This window comes from Candidatus Nomurabacteria bacterium (assembly GCA_023898665.1).
In the GTDB taxonomy this organism is placed as follows: Bacteria; Patescibacteriota; Saccharimonadia; order Saccharimonadales; family HK-STAS-PATE-42; genus HK-STAS-PATE-42.
The window spans coordinates 339525-354012 of the sequence record CP060233.1 but is presented as its reverse complement, the minus strand read 5'-3'; the positions used below and the strand labels follow the sequence as shown (position 1 = coordinate 354012).

At 36.9% G+C, this 14488-nt stretch carries 16 protein-coding genes and 1 tRNA gene; 7 read left to right on the top strand and 10 right to left on the bottom strand.

Annotation, left to right across the window (positions count from 1 at the left end; genetic code table 11):
- Positions 1-14: 14 nt before the first annotated feature.
- The 3 genes from H6799_01995 to H6799_01985 all read left to right on the top strand — a co-directional run bounded on the left by H6799_01995 (position 15) and on the right by H6799_01985 (position 3612).
- Entirely contained in the window at positions 15-2012 is a 1998-nt protein-coding gene (locus H6799_01995) for a hypothetical protein (protein USN97128.1), read from the top strand.
- A gap of 73 nt (positions 2013-2085) precedes the next feature.
- Positions 2086-3180 (top strand): DUF3048 domain-containing protein, encoded by a 1095-nt coding sequence (locus H6799_01990; GenBank protein USN97127.1) that lies wholly within the window; start codon positions 2086-2088, stop codon positions 3178-3180.
- A 15-nt stretch (positions 3181-3195) separates the two neighbouring features.
- Positions 3196-3612, top strand: coding sequence for a ribonuclease HI family protein (locus H6799_01985; GenBank protein ID USN97126.1), 417 nt, complete (start codon positions 3196-3198; stop codon positions 3610-3612).
- Here the strand turns inward: H6799_01985 and H6799_01980 are convergent.
- From H6799_01980 to H6799_01950, 7 genes are all read right to left on the bottom strand, one after another.
- Positions 3587-4033 (bottom strand): hypothetical protein, encoded by a 447-nt coding sequence (locus tag H6799_01980; protein ID USN97125.1) that lies wholly within the window; start codon positions 4031-4033, stop codon positions 3587-3589. The genes H6799_01985 and H6799_01980 overlap by 26 nt on opposite strands.
- Positions 4034-4080: 47 nt before the next feature.
- Complete coding sequence (locus H6799_01975; protein ID USN97124.1) at positions 4081-5358, bottom strand: hypothetical protein; 1278 nt, start codon at positions 5356-5358, stop codon at positions 4081-4083.
- A 66-nt stretch (positions 5359-5424) separates the two neighbouring features.
- Entirely contained in the window at positions 5425-6108 is a 684-nt protein-coding gene (locus H6799_01970; protein ID USN97123.1) for an HAD family phosphatase, read from the bottom strand.
- Complete coding sequence (locus H6799_01965; GenBank protein USN97122.1) at positions 6101-6478, bottom strand: methionine-R-sulfoxide reductase; 378 nt, start codon at positions 6476-6478, stop codon at positions 6101-6103. The genes H6799_01970 and H6799_01965 overlap by 8 nt, the downstream gene beginning before the upstream one ends.
- 15 nt (positions 6479-6493) lie before the next feature.
- Positions 6494-7120, bottom strand: a complete 627-nt coding sequence (locus H6799_01960) for a hypothetical protein (GenBank protein ID USN97121.1) — start codon at positions 7118-7120, stop codon at positions 6494-6496.
- Positions 7121-7236: 116 nt separating this feature from the next.
- Positions 7237-8187 (bottom strand): hypothetical protein, encoded by a 951-nt coding sequence (locus H6799_01955; GenBank protein USN97836.1) that lies wholly within the window; start codon positions 8185-8187, stop codon positions 7237-7239.
- Between the two features lie 131 nt (positions 8188-8318).
- A tRNA-Glu gene (locus H6799_01950) sits at positions 8319-8393 on the bottom strand.
- Positions 8394-8497: 104 nt separating this feature from the next.
- On the opposite strand from H6799_01950, the gene H6799_01945 reads away from it, so the two are divergent.
- Positions 8498-10213: an AAA family ATPase gene (locus tag H6799_01945; protein ID USN97835.1), complete on the top strand. Its 1716-nt coding sequence runs from the start codon at positions 8498-8500 to the stop codon at positions 10211-10213.
- 23 nt (positions 10214-10236) lie between these two features.
- On the top strand, positions 10237-10914 hold the full coding sequence (locus H6799_01940; GenBank protein ID USN97834.1) for an rRNA pseudouridine synthase: 678 nt from the start codon (positions 10237-10239) through the stop codon (positions 10912-10914).
- Here H6799_01940 and H6799_01935 read toward each other — a convergent pair.
- The 3 genes from H6799_01935 to H6799_01925 form a co-directional block, all read right to left on the bottom strand.
- Positions 10892-11176 (bottom strand): hypothetical protein, encoded by a 285-nt coding sequence (locus tag H6799_01935; GenBank protein USN97833.1) that lies wholly within the window; start codon positions 11174-11176, stop codon positions 10892-10894. The genes H6799_01940 and H6799_01935 overlap by 23 nt on opposite strands.
- A 29-nt stretch (positions 11177-11205) precedes the next feature.
- Positions 11206-11475 (bottom strand): hypothetical protein, encoded by a 270-nt coding sequence (locus H6799_01930; protein ID USN97832.1) that lies wholly within the window; start codon positions 11473-11475, stop codon positions 11206-11208.
- Positions 11476-11543: 68 nt separating this feature from the next.
- Positions 11544-11825, bottom strand: a complete 282-nt coding sequence (locus H6799_01925; GenBank protein USN97831.1) for a hypothetical protein — start codon at positions 11823-11825, stop codon at positions 11544-11546.
- Between the two features lie 121 nt (positions 11826-11946).
- Here H6799_01925 and der point away from each other — a divergent pair, with 121 nt between their 5' ends.
- Both der and pth read left to right on the top strand, forming a co-directional pair.
- Positions 11947-13332 (top strand): ribosome biogenesis GTPase Der, encoded by a 1386-nt coding sequence (der, locus tag H6799_01920; GenBank protein USN97830.1) that lies wholly within the window; start codon positions 11947-11949, stop codon positions 13330-13332.
- Between the two features lie 23 nt (positions 13333-13355).
- Positions 13356-13982 carry an aminoacyl-tRNA hydrolase gene (gene pth, locus H6799_01915; protein USN97829.1) on the top strand — a complete coding sequence of 209 codons (627 nt, stop codon included), beginning with the start codon at positions 13356-13358 and terminating at the stop codon, positions 13980-13982.
- The last annotated feature ends 506 nt before the right edge of the window (positions 13983-14488 follow it).

Here is a 14488-nt window from a genome sequence, read left to right as displayed (position 1 = left end):
ATTATAAAAAAGATATGACGGAGAGCGCAGAACTTACACCATCTTTTTTTTCTTATCTAAAAAATATTCAGAGTTTCAAAGACTTTTGCGCAAAAGCAAAAGGTGAGTATAACAATGAGCTTTCAAAGATTCTTAGATCAGACTTAAAAGATGCTCAGCTTCTAAATGCAGTGGATAATGCAAATAGTATCTTGACCATAGCCTTCCAACATCTTGAGGTTACAGAATTAATCCACACTGATAAGAAGATAAGAGATTTTGCAAGTGAGAATATGCCTTATTTTTATTATCTTCCAGATAACACTCTAGCTTTCTTATTACTTGAGAATAGAGACCTATACGCTAAGATAAAAGATAATGTAAATAGAAACGACTTAACAGATCCACAGTCAATAAACTTCTACGACAAAGTAATGCTAGGATATAAACTCAATGGAGTTGAGTTAAATAACCAAGATGCTAAAAAACTAAAGAAACTTAGAGATAGAAATAAAGCCATTGAATCAGAGTTTGCCGCCAATATCGCAGAAAACATTCCGATCTTAACTTTCAACGAAGAAGAACTTGATGGCTTACCTGAAGACTTAATTGATGCAAATAGGCAAAAAGATGGCTCAATTAAAATTAAGCTGGTTTCAAGTAACCTAAGCTTAATAATCACTCAATGTAAAGTTAAAAAAACAAGAGAAAAAGCCGCCAAAGCATCAGGAGAATACTCAAAACCGTTGAATAAAAAACTTACTTTAGAATACTTAAAGAATGCCAAAGAGATGGCAATAATCTGCGGATTTAAAAACTATGCTGAACTCACAATGTCTAGCAAAATGATCGAAAACCCAAAAAATGCTCTTAAATTTATAGAGGCTCTAAGAGATTACTCACAAGAAAGACTTACTAAAGAAATTGACAGAATCAAAAGAGTTAAGCTTAAAATGGGCGACAAAACGAAGCTATCTAAAACTGATAGGGCATATTACAGCGAAAGACTAGTTGAGATAGTTTCTGGAGTAAAAGAGTCAGAATTACGTCCATACTTTCCGTTTAAGCACGTAAAAAAAGAGATCTTAAATATTTTTTCAGAAATGTTCTCAATTTCTTTTATACCCGAAGATATTGCTGAAAAATGGCATAAGGATATTGAGACATATCTTGTTAAATCGTCAGGAAACAAAATAATCGGTAGAATTCACCTAGACATGCACCCAAGAGAGGGGAAGTATACTCACGCATGCGAAAGCGATATCAGAACGAGCAAAAATGGTGGTGCGCTATCAGAAGCTATACTCGTATGCAACTTTAACAAACCAAATGATAAATCAGATGGGCTTCAAAGTATAGAAGAGGTAGAAACTTTCTTTCACGAGTTTGGACATCTTCTTCACCAAATACTAGGAACACAAAATAACAACTACTATGGCTTTGGTGGAACTTCAGTGCAGTGGGACTTTGTTGAAGCCCCGCCCCAACTCTTAGAAGAGATAATTAGAGACAAAAACGTGATCAAAAAATTAAGTAGTCATCATAAAACTGGCGAAAAGATCCCAGATGAGTTAATAGATAAAATGCTCAACCAAGATAAGCCAATTAGAGCTGCATTTATATCTGGGCAAGCAGGTCTCTCAATGATTTCTCTAGGTTTATTTACCTTAGATAAACCTTCTATAAAAGCCATAGAAGAATTGGAATGTAAAATTGCAAAAGATTATAGCCAAAGAGATAATAAGCCAAAGTATTTTATAACGTATAATTTTAGCCATGCTATCGGTAATTATACCTCTAACTACTACACTTACATGTGGTCACTAGCTATCTCAAAGGATCTATTTACTAAGTTTAATAAGAAGAACCTACTAGATAAAAAAGTGGCCGAACACTATAGAAAAACAATTTTAGAACCCGGAGGAAGCAAACCGGCAGCTGAGCTAGTAAGAGACTTTTTAGGAAGAGAATGGAATATGAATGCATTTAAAGAGTACCTCAAAGAAGGCGAAGAACTACTTGAGAAGATCTAGATCAATTACCAATCTTGTGTTAAGCTTAAGCATTAAGAGGGTGTTCTAACTAAAATAAAAATGCAAAACACTTTTGATAGACCAAAAAGAGCCTCGAACTCCAGGCAGAGCAAGAATGTTAGCACCTAAAATTAGTCGATTTACTAAAAAACAAATAATAATATTCTCTTTATTATTAGTAGTAGTAGTTCTAGTAATAATTTATTTCTTGTTTGTAAGAACTGACAATAAGTCTAGCTCGGTAAATATTTCTGAATCTACCCTAAAAACTTCTCCTACCAAAAAAACATATTCACCTTTAACTGGAGCAGAAGTAACCGAAGAACAAGCAAACCGACCACTAACTGCACTGATAATTGAGAACTCTGTAGATGCCCGTCCACAATCAGGCTTAAACCAAGCTGGGATAGTTTATGAAGCCATTGCAGAGGGGGGGATAACTCGCTTTGCTACAATTTATCAAGAAAATACTCCAGATGAGATAGGACCTGTTAGGTCACTTCGACCTTACTTTTTAGATTGGCTTAGACCATATGGCCCTACTGTTGTCCATGTGGGAGGCAGCAAAAGAGCCCTAAGCTTAGTTCGTGACGGAACTTGGAAAGATATGGACCAATTTGCAAATGGTAAAAGCTTTTGGAGATCAAAAGACAGAAAAGCCCCCCATAATGTTTATACTAAGTTTGAAAACATTGATAAGTTTAACGATTTAAAAGGCTACAAGTTAGAGCAGTTCCCAACTTTTGCTAGAAAAGATGACCAAAAGGCCTCAGCTCCTACAACTACCGAAGTTAAGCTTAATATATCCTCAAAACTCTATAATTCCGTCTTTGTATACAATCCCATCAATAACTCATACTTAAGATCACAAGGTGGGGCACCACATCTAGATAAATCAGGAACTCAAATAGAGCCAAAAGTTGTTGTTGCATTGATAATTCCTTCTAAAATCGTTCAAGAGGATGGATCACGTTACTCATATGCAACTATAGGGAGTGGGGAGGCAGTAGTTTTTCAAGATGGCATAGCTACTCCAGCTACTTGGACAAAAGTAGATCAAAAATCACAAATTAAACTTAAAGATAGCAGTGGAGCAGAAATAAAATTAAATAGAGGAAAAACTTGGTTTACAGTTTTAGACTCGAGAGGTAAATTAAGTTATAATTAAGACTAATATTTAGAGATGTCAAACTTTCCTAAAAAAGTAATTATAAATGCCGATGGTGGCTCAAGAGGTAACCCTGGACCAAGCGCCAGCGGTTTTGTAATTCAAGATACTCTTAGTGAGCGTGTATTAGAAACTGGTGGTAAGTTTTTAGGTATCACAACAAATAACCAAGCTGAGTATAGAGCTGTGCTGTTTGCTTTAGAGCGAGCAAAAGAGTTAGAAGTAGAAGAAATAGAATTCAGGCTCGATAGTTTATTGGTTGTTAACCAAATGAAGGGTATCTACAAAGTAAAAAACAAAGATCTAGCCGTAGTTTACGAGCAAATTAAAAAGTTAATGTCAGAATTCAAAAAAGTTGAATTCACCCACGTTTTGAGAGAATTTAACAAATTAGCCGATGCTGAAGCTAATCGCCTAATGGACGCGAATTAGGTACAGGACTCTGCCTAACCATAACTACTTCACCATATCCAAGTTGCATTCCCATTGGGATAACACCTTCAACCCACTCAGCAGCCCCATAGAGATCGAGCTCATCTTTAGTTTCAATTTGATAGTCTTCTAATAGACTTAAAAAAGCAAAAGATAGTTTGCTGAAATCTTTTAATGGGTTTGGCTCCATCTCAGGATTAACTTCAATCTCTGCATATCTTATAGCAATTCCGTACTTTATTGAGTGAGGAAGAATAAGTTTTTCGCCTGTCTCTTCTCGGGGATTTAAGTACGGGCTTTTATATGAGGCCATTGCAGTTTTAACAAGTACCCTTACTGACCTTGCCCTCCAAGTTTCTCCATAGTAGAGCTCGGAGAATACTGTTGCAATATCTTGTTCTGGAGGAAAGCCGTATGCCATAAACTAATGCAAGTTTATCAGCTCATATTAAGTAATGAAAGCTTAAGCTATTTAAGTTGGCGTCCAGCTGTCATTACCACAAAAACGAAAATATCCTCTTTTGTAAGCCCTGCCAAGTATTTAACGGTCCATGTATTAATATCCGCCTGAGGAGCAACTCTTCCGCCCAGGCATGAGCTATAGAGTCTCGTTATATAACTACTAAAGCCAAGTTGAGATTTACTTTTACCCTCATTACTGTATAAAAGTCCACGCGCTAGAACCTTTAAATTATAACCACTATCAATATATTTTTTAGTCCAGTAGGCAGAGCCACTGGGATCTGGGTTCCTTCCCATAAAAGCACCATATGCGCACTTAACAACTACTGATGCATCTTTATCATTTACTAATAACTTAGAAGCAGAAGGTGTATTACCAACTTTCTGTTGAGTGTATATATTATTTATCACATTTATAGACGAGTTACTACATGTATATGTAGAAGATAGATATCGATTAGATCTAACTGGCTTAATTTTTCCACCATTGGCGGTAGGAGCTGAGAAAGTCACATTTGAATAAGGTAAAGCACTGCAAGACGATGGTTGAGCTCCAAAATATTCTGTCCACATAACTGACCATGTACCGAGTCCAGTCCAAGTTCTTGGTATCTTAATCTTTGCAATAACCGTCTCTGTGCCAGTGAAAGTGTCTTTTATTGACCCTTGCCACCAATGCCCCGTGCTATCTGTACTGATTTTTTTCACCTTGAGCTTATACTCACGACCAGCTTGCCAATCAAAAGGAACTCTACAGCTTGTACCAGAGGTATTGTAACCATCAAATCCTTTTGACTCTAGGACACATGAGCCTGTCGTCCCAGAAAGTGCTGAACCAAATACTGAAAAAACGGCAGTCTTACCACTAGTGCCATTAACTCTATTTCCATTTGACTGCAGTCCAATGTAACCACCATCTCCACCAACCATTCTAAATTGATGAGACCAGAAGAATGGAGCATTAGGAGTCACTTGATTAATTGTCAGCCCATGCTCGAATTCCGTAAAACCCGAGCTTGTGGAGGGCCACGTCCAATCTGCGTACACTCCTCGAGCTGTTACTGCAGATACTCTCAAGCCAATGGCGATTCCGACCACTAAAATTAATATTGCAGCAATGCTTGATCTTTTCCAGTTAATCTTTCTTTTTGGGGTTAATCCAGATGGGTTATCATTGTAGTCCCATTCACCATCATTGCTAACTGTAAAAAAATTAATAAATCTTTTTTTAATGGGTAATTTAGACTTATTAGTAGTCTTTTTTTTACTTTTAATTAATCTCACTGGGCTCACTTTAGGACCTCTTAGGGTTCTTTATATTACTTATGCTTAATTTATATCACAAAAGTCTCAGATCTCATAAACAACATTCTTTCTTTCAACGACTATCTTCCAGTTGTTTGCTTTTGCGAGCTCATACAATTTCTTATCTGGGTTAAAGGCAATAGCATTCTCAACTATCTCCAACATTGGTGCATCACTTGATGTATCACCAACTGCATAAGAATCTTCATAACTTAAATTATGCTTCTTGATAAAATTCTTCAATAAATCTTTCTTATGATGAGATGCCACAAAAACATCCTTCTTAAGTTTAGATCCTTCTCGAGCGTAGTGAGTTCCCACAAAATCGTCAAAGCCATAATAATCAGCTAGCTTTTGGACAAGCTCATTATGGGAGCCGGAGATGAAAATAAGAAAATAATCTTTATATTTTAAATCTTTTATTAGTTCTCGAGTATATATATAAACCTGATCTTTATATTGCTCAAAGACATCCTCCACTATTTCTAAAAATACTTTTTCTTCTAGACCTTCTACAGTATCTTCAAAAGCCTCAATTAGCTTAATCTCGTATCGATAAAAACCATCTTCATTATTACGCACTTTCCAGTCCATCCGAGCCTCCTGAATTTTTTCATAAACTCCCTCACCTAGATATCCTTTTTTAGCCAGTCTATCAACCAACGCGTGATACAACTGCCACCTTATGAGTGTTCCATCAATATCAAAAACTGCAAACTTTTTACTCATCGACTTTATTTTTTTGGACAAACTTAATACTCAAAGAGTTAACACAGTGTCTTGTATCTTTATCGGTTAGCTGTTCACCACGGAAGACATGCCCCAGATGACCACCACATGTAGCGCAAGTGATTTCAGTTCGCCTGCCATCAATATCTAAAGTTTCTTTTACAGCTCCAGGAAAGTATTCATCAAAGCTTGGCCACCCACAACCAGACTTAAACTTATATTTAGCATCAAATAGGGGAGTGGAGCATTTTTTACAAACAAAAATACCTTCAGGAGGATAAAAATCATCATACTCACCAGAAAAAGGAGCCTCAGTACCCTTATCCTCAATAATTCTTTTTTCTTCAGGTGTTAGGTTATTAAAAATCACACCTGAATTATACCATTAAGAACTAGGGGGAGCTTTAAATACATCCACCGGATTAAATCTCTTAAAAACAATTCTTAGATCGTTTGGATCTAGAAGTTTACCGTCTGTATGAGATCTTAAGTATGTGTAGTCTATAGCCCCGCGTCTACATATCACTCTACCAAGAGTAAGGATACGTGGTGACTCAGGAGCCACATCAGGCACATCTACCTTCTTAGTAAATCTTATCCTCGCTGCACGAATTTCTTCTCCAATTCGCCACTTTTTATCTTTTCTCAACTGGTCATCAACTGTCGCTATTAATTTAAATCCAAAGATATCATCTACATATTTAAAACCATGAATTGTAGTCGTATATTTCTTTTGCAATGTCCTTGGACCAACTTTAGTAGCTAAGTCATCCGATAGATCTCTGAGCTTATTAAATAAATCATCACCTCTTAACCCTAAATGAGTGCAGTATACCCATGTATTTGATTGAGATATATACCTTATTCCTGGACCAATTTCTGGAACAAAAGTTGTTTCATCAGGAAGTGCTCCTGATATTCTTTCTACAAATCCTGCGTACCATTCGGGTGCCACCTCTCTCCCTAAATAATAGTTTGGCATTAAATTATCATTTGAATCAGGTTGTTCCATAAATAAAAAAAGGACATAATCCCACAAATGTAAAATCTGATTTTGGTGACCCTGAAGTCCCCGATTTATAGGAACATTATAGCAGAAATAGTGAGGTGGAATGAATCACTAGACCATTAGGCGACAGAGCTACGATCGAATATAGATCGTACAAATTCTTTACGGTCATCAAAGCCAGGGAACTCATCCTCCAATACTCTAATTAACCACCGCCCAGTCGTGTGACCACTTTCGAGCCACTTCTTAAGTCGCTCGACACCTGCCTCGTCTCTATCTGACTCTGGAATATCATCAAGTGCCTTCTTGAAGGCGTTATTATCTTCGTCGAACCTCTTAGTATCAAATCTCTTTGCAGCTTCTCGGTCGATAAGCATTGCGTACATTTCGTTAATCGTACCCTTATGTATGCTCTCAATGATAATATCCGTAACCCAGCCGGAGAAGATCTTATTCCTGTGCACTACAGACAAGAACTCTTCTTTTTGCCTATCGGAAGGGAATACTTGGACCTCATCTTCACCCTCCTGCCAAGCTTCTAGTCTTCTGTGTTCAATATGACCTGCTTCGTGGAATACGACATCGGTTAAGTAGTTAAATCCATCGTCTTGGTGAATCCTAATATATGGTTCATAGGGAGTCATCCTTACTACGTCAAGTATCTCTCTAGGCTGAGGCAACTCAGGTTGAAGAATGACATTCTCATTCGGATATTTACTTGCACCTACGGCAGTTGTTTCCAGCTCTTCGCATAGAAGCCAAGCATATGCTCCTCTGTAGTCATCTCTGTTTTGCCCAACAATACCAGGGTGTGCCATCTTGAAAACTCTAAAACCATCTGCACTCTTTGATGGGAGTTCTTCTACTGCGAATTCTTCGGTAGAAGCGTGTTGGCCTCTTGTAACAACAAATAAGTTCCGCGCATCATAAGTAACAAACCTAATATCATCAAGCACACCTTCTTCAACTAAGCCTGATCCAGCAAGAAGATCTACGCCATCTTGCAGGGTATCAAGATCACTCTCCTGCACCTCATAAGTCTCAAAGTATTTTTGTTCTGTTTTTTGCATCCATACACATATTACCATAAACACTATAAAATGTCCATATCAGACTTAATAAATGTATAAATGATTACCATCGCTCTCGATTTATAATAAAAGATCTCCCTGACAGGAGACTTTTTATTTATAATGAAAATTGGTGACCCCACCGGGAATCGAACCCGGATTGCCAGATTGAGAATCTGATGTCCTAACCGTTAGACGATGGGGCCAGTGACTAATATTATAACAGAGTAGGGGAGATTAGTTAAGAACATTTTAGTGATGTATTTTTGGAGTCTAAAACTCTGTTCTAACTACTCTATACTTAAGCTTAATGACTCAAGAAGAAGCAACTAAAATCCTTCAAATAGGAGTGAACACATTTTTGACTGGGCAAGCTGGCTCTGGCAAAACTTATACTTTAAACCAATTTATAAACTGGGCAAGAGAGCACAGAATTGGGATCGCTGTCACAGCCTCTACTGGCATTGCTGCAACGCATCTTAACGGCACAACTATCCATTCGTGGTCCGGAATTGGCATAAAAGAAGAAATCTCAGAAAAAGACTTAGAAAAACTAGCTAAGCAAAAAGAGCTAATAAAAAGATTTAAATCGACAAAAATTTTAATCATCGATGAAGTCTCAATGCTCTCTAGCAGCTTCTTTGATAATTTGAACTTAGTTTGCAAGCACATGAAAGAGAGTAGCCAGCCATTTGGTGGGATGCAAATAATACTCTGTGGAGATCTATTTCAACTTCCACCAATTAATAAATCATTAAAGAAGCTGGCCATGGTAGTCCACTCTAAAGCTTGGAGCGAGATGAAGCCAGCAATTTGCTATTTAAAAGAGCAGCACAGGCAAGAGTCAGGAGATAACTTAAGTTTAGTCTTAAACAAAATTCGCGCTGGAGAAGTAACATCCGAAGACAGTGTTATCTTAAAAAATAGAATATTAGATACAAAACAAGAGGGGATTACCCAATTATTTAGCCATAATGCCGATGTCGATTTAATAAACGAGATTGAACTTTCTAAGTTAAACACTAAAGAAAAAGTTTTTATCACAGAAAAAGCTGGTAAAAGAGCGTTGGTAGAAAGTCTTATCAAGACTTGTTTAGCGCCCGAAGAACTTAAGCTAAAGGTTGGGGCAGAAGTCATGTTTATAAAAAACGATCAGTCTGGGAGGTACGCCAACGGCACAAGAGGTAAAGTCATTAATTTTAAAGAAGAAACTGGCTATCCAATTGTCGAAACTAATGGAGGCAGGATCGTTATCGCAGAGCCAGACTCATGGTCAATTAAAGATGAAAAAGGACAGGATATCGCTGTTATAACACAAGTCCCGCTAAGACTTGCCTGGGCAATTACCATACATAAAAGCCAGGGCATGACCTTAGACTCTGCCTTTGTAAACTTAGAGAGAGTTTTTGAGTATGGTATGGGCTATGTTGCTCTTTCCAGAGTAAAAACTCTCGATGGATTACATCTATCTGGCTTTAATGAGATGTCTTTAAAAATTAATCCGGCTATCATTAAAATTAATAACCAGCTTTATAATCACTCGGAGCAAGTTGCTAAAAGGTTATCTAAACTTACAAAAAAAGAATTATCTAAAAAAATTGAACAATCAATTAAATTAAAAGGGGGAGTCTTAAAAGCCGAGAGAATAGAAAATAAAGCAATAGATAAAAAAGTAGGAGCAAAAGGCCAAAAGGACAGCCATAAAACATCTGTTAACTTATTATTAGAAGATAAAAGTATTACGGAAGTTGCAAAGCTAAGAGAAGTAAAAGAGCAAACCGTAATTGGGCATCTTGCTAGACATATAAAAGAATCCAATAAACCAAAAGAAGAATTATTAAAGTTTAAAAAGTTTAAACCACCAACTAAACAAATAAGTTTAATTAAAAAAATATTAAAAGGTAATAAAAAGTTAGATCATGACTCTCGATATATCTTAAAAAATCTTCAAACTAAAGCGAGGGACAATGACTTAGATTTAAGTTACGAAGAGCTCGCCCTCGCCCTTATTTGGGCTCAATTTTAAGCTGTGGGATATAATAAAACATAATGAGACTTAATAAATACCTTTCTTTAGGCCTAAACTTAAGCAGACGAGCTGCTGATGACTTAATTGCATCTAAAAAAGTTAGAGTTAATGATATTGTTGCAGCACTTGGCAAAAGAGTAGAAGAAGGTGATGAAGTAAGAGTTTTAGGTAAAATAGTTAAGTTAGGAGAAATTAAAAAAACTTACATACTACTTAATAAGCCAGAAGGATATCTATCTTCTAAGGTTTCTCAGGGTGGAGCTCCAACTGTTTATGACTTACTATCAAAAGAATATAAAAGTTTAAACTTAAATATCGCTGGCCGACTGGATAAAGACAGCTGTGGATTGATTTTATTAACTAATAATGGCGACTATTTAAATGAGATAACTCATCCGAGCTCCAATAAAATAAAGACCTACTCAGTTAAACTGAACAAAAAGCTCGAACAAACTGATTTAGTTAAATTAAAAAGTGGCATACAAATTGGAGACTCACGCCCATCAAAGTTCAAGTCTATAAAAATATTAGATGATGACTCAATCGAAGTTAAACTAACCGAAGGTCGCAACAGACAGATCCGCCGAACTTTTTACGAGCTAGGCTACCTTGTTACTTTTTTAAAAAGAACAGGACTAGGCGAACACAAATTAGGGAACCTCAAAGAAAAAGAGGTTAAGGAAGTAACATATCTCTAACCGAATCATCAAACCTAGTAGCTGTTACGACCCTAGCACCAGAAGTATTAATATTACGATCTCTTATCCCAGGACACCTCCCACATCGTTCGATATCAACCTCTGGACACTCTACGGGAATTTCTTCAAAAAGGCGAAAAACCCTCAAAAATAAGCTTGTTGGAGGCAAAAGCACAGATGAACCTAAGTAATTTCCATCTCTATCAAAAGTACAGGTTATCTCTCCCGTTGCACCTGCTTTATCCTGTACAAAATCTCCCATTAACACCTTCTTTCTTTAATTATTGTATACTATTCAGCTTGAGTCCTTGAGCCACCAACTGCAACTGCGGTCCATTCTGGATGAATTGCTTGAGCACGAAGAGAATCGACGATACAGCCACCACACCTTTTAGCAACATCCTCCGGACACGCAACTTGAGTAGAACCAGCTTCGGTTAAGGTCTGGCTTTCCCTCCCTGCTCGATGCTTTACGTCAACATCCGCTATACGTATTCTTACCCCATCCACTAATTCACATCGACCTGGCTGAGGTGTTTTATCTGCATATTTATTTGCCATAGTAGTCTCCCAATTAATAATTTAGTTTTAAAGATTAATTTACACCCCATGGATAATTAAGTGCAAGCTTAAGTTTGATCAATAGGTCTCGATCTCTCAGGATGTTTACAAGTTGGCACGTCATGAGATGTTTTGAACCAATCCTTTATATCAGGTGAATCAATAATAACAGGAGCTTCTACATAATTTTCTGTTGCACAGGCAACATTCCCAATTCTAAGTGGACAGTTATTACAAACCTTTCTTTCTTCTTCGCACTGTTCATAAACTGTACCAAGTAATGCAGGCCTTCCATACATCTTTACAAATTGTATGACCCTTCTAACTTGATATCTTAATTTCTCTTCCATGCCAATTATTATACAACTTTTTTGCTGAAATGTTTATATTAACAATGTTTTAAGCTATAATTAAGGAAAGCAAAGCTTTCGCAGTCCCGAGCTATATCCGGGATCAAAAGCTATTAAAAATATGCGCGAAAATCTCCCCATTGTAGCAATCGTTGGCCGGACCAACGTCGGAAAAAGCAGCCTAACAAATGCCATGCTTGGCTATGCACGTTCTATAGTTGCTAGAGAAAGTGGTACAACTCGTGATAGCGTTTTTGCAGTAGCAGAATATGATGACAAAAAGTTTTGGCTCGCTGATACCGCCGGCTTAAAAAAAGCCAGTGACGAGTTCGAAACTACTATCCAAGAACAAATCCAAGAAGCATCTGAGGCAGCAGACTTAATCTTAGTCACAGTCGAAGCGGGCGTAATGATTAGTGATGAGGACATCAAGGTCGCTCGACTCGCCAGAAAGAGTGATAAAGAAGTAATTTTAATAATAAATAAAGTAGACAAATTAAAGGATGATGAGCAAACTGAAGCTAATAAGTGGCGTCGACTAGGAATTGAAGATATTTACTTTACGTCTGCTATTCATCGAGACGGAATAGAAGAGGTGTTAGAAAGAATTATCCAAACAGTACCTGCAAAAAATACTTATGAAGATACAGACCTCACCATAGCCTTTCTAGGGCGTCCAAACGTGGGCAAAAGCTCAATCTTCAATGCATTAGCAAAAAAGCAGCAAGCCGTCGTTGCAGACGTCGCAGGTACTACTAGAGACATCAACTCTATTCGTATTAAATATCACTCTAAAAATATCGAATTGCTTGATACCGCAGGTATTAGAAAGCCCGGTAAAATTGAACAGGGCCTAGAAAAATTCAGTGTATTAAAATCTCTTAAAGCTATCCAACAAGCTGATGTCTGTATTGTTTTAATTGATGTAACTGAGCTGGCCACAGGGATGGACCAAAAAATCTTAGGGATGGTCAAAGATGCCAATAGAGGCCTAATAATTGCTGTAAGCAAATGGGATTTATTTGAAGAGAAAGATGCATTTAGCGCAGAATATGTCAGCGCAAAGTTGCAAGATGACCTCCAATTTGTACCTTGGGCGCCGCTTGTCTTTACAAGTTCTAAAGATGACAAAAACCTAAATAAGTTAATAGAAATGGCCACTGTGGTTCAAGAAGAAAGAAAAAGACAGATTAAAACATCAGAGCTAAATAAATGGCTAAGAGATGCTGTAAACCATCATGAACCACCAACAGCAAAAGGGAACTTACATCCAAGACTGCAATATGCTGTGCAAGAACAAGATACTCCTTACCCAAGCTTCCAACTTCACGGTAATCATGTCAGAAAGATCCACTGGAGTTACAAAAGATACCTTGAGAAATCACTCAGAGAAAATTTTAAGTTTACTGGCACACCAATAGAGATCTGGTTTATCCAAAAAGAAGTGAGGGGAGTCAAAAAGAGAACCACTTACAAAGACGCATTAAAATCTAAAAAGAAGACTTAAGTTTCTCTGTTATACTTTAGATTATGTCGATTATTTCTAAATCTCCTTTTAATTTTAAGCTTGGCTGGAAAGAAACTAACCCAAAGCTAGAAGGCTCGCAGAATATCTCTTTAAAAGACGGTGGTTTTGTTAGGTTAATAGTGGGCTTAGGTAACATTGGTAGTCAGTATGTAGGTACTCGGCATAATATCGGTTTTGATATTTTAGATAAATACGCTAAAGAGAATGAGTTTCCTACCTTTAAAGAGAATAAAAAGTTTTTTGGCTTAACTTCGGAAAAGTTTATTGAAGGAAAAAAAGTTATATTGCTAAAACCTACTACTTTAATGAACTTGAGTGGTAAAAGCGTTCAAGCAGTAGCTAATTTTTATAATATTACTGAACAAGATATAACCGTCATCCATGATGAGTTAGATCTAAATTTTGGAGATGTCCGCCAAAAAAGAGGCGGAGAGGGCAAGAGCAGTCATAATGGCTTAAAAGATATTACCCAAAAACTAAAAACATCAGATTATAAGAGAATAAGATTCGGGATTAAAGGACCAATACTACCCATGATGGACGCCAAAGTTTATGTACTGGGTAAGTTTAATAAACAAGAACAAGCTAAACTTAAGAACCTCATCAAAGAAGCTGTAAGCTTAATTTAAAAACAAAAATATAAAAATATAAAAATTCAAAAACCCCCTTCGGCCTTGCAGAGTAAACTGCTGGTATTAATTCGAGGGTGGGCATCGAATTAATACCGGGCTTGAGGGGGTATTAGCACTTTCTTCAATAAAATCAAGCCAGAAAACTTACTAAGCGAGTGCCCTAAACGGTGACGGTAAAATATACGCCGTACTTTAAAACCCCTAGACCACCCATAAGTCTGACCAGAATTGAAGGGGTTAGCGCGCTTTCATCTAGCTAATTGGTCCTAAAAATATGTAAAATAAATTTAGCGAAAGATTAACTTATAAATTTAAGTCAGCTAAATTAAAGTGGAGGGTAGTAAACTTCGTTAATAGCTATGAGACTTAAAAAGATTAACCAGCCGGAAAAACGACCAACTAAACTCTAAAAAAGCGCTCTAACCTTTGTCGAATAATAAAATTCGACGGTATTTATAAGTACATAAGTGTAAATCACTTTTATAGTAACTTACCTACATTAA

Excerpts from the sequence above, each read along its gene's own strand:
- H6799_01960 (USN97121.1), bottom strand. The coding sequence starts at position 7,120 with ATGGAACAACCTGATTCAAATGATAATTTAATGCCAAACTATTATTTA.
- H6799_01955 (USN97836.1), bottom strand. The coding sequence starts at position 8,187 with ATGCAAAAAACAGAACAAAAATACTTTGAGACTTATGAGGTGCAGGAG.
- H6799_01930 (USN97832.1), bottom strand. The coding sequence starts at position 11,475 with ATGGCAAATAAATATGCAGATAAAACACCTCAGCCAGGTCGATGTGAA.
- H6799_01935 (USN97833.1), bottom strand. The coding sequence starts at position 11,176 with ATGGGAGATTTTGTACAGGATAAAGCAGGTGCAACGGGAGAGATAACC.
- H6799_01925 (USN97831.1), bottom strand. The coding sequence starts at position 11,825 with ATGGAAGAGAAATTAAGATATCAAGTTAGAAGGGTCATACAATTTGTA.
- der (USN97830.1), top strand. The coding sequence starts at position 11,947 with ATGCGCGAAAATCTCCCCATTGTAGCAATCGTTGGCCGGACCAACGTC.
- H6799_01970 (USN97123.1), bottom strand. The coding sequence starts at position 6,108 with ATGAGTAAAAAGTTTGCAGTTTTTGATATTGATGGAACACTCATAAGG.
- H6799_01985 (USN97126.1), top strand. The coding sequence starts at position 3,196 with ATGTCAAACTTTCCTAAAAAAGTAATTATAAATGCCGATGGTGGCTCA.
- H6799_01980 (USN97125.1), bottom strand. The coding sequence starts at position 4,033 with ATGGCATACGGCTTTCCTCCAGAACAAGATATTGCAACAGTATTCTCC.
- H6799_01995 (USN97128.1), top strand. The coding sequence starts at position 15 with ATGACGGAGAGCGCAGAACTTACACCATCTTTTTTTTCTTATCTAAAA.
- H6799_01945 (USN97835.1), top strand. The coding sequence starts at position 8,498 with ATGACTCAAGAAGAAGCAACTAAAATCCTTCAAATAGGAGTGAACACA.
- pth (USN97829.1), top strand. The coding sequence starts at position 13,356 with ATGTCGATTATTTCTAAATCTCCTTTTAATTTTAAGCTTGGCTGGAAA.
- H6799_01940 (USN97834.1), top strand. The coding sequence starts at position 10,237 with ATGAGACTTAATAAATACCTTTCTTTAGGCCTAAACTTAAGCAGACGA.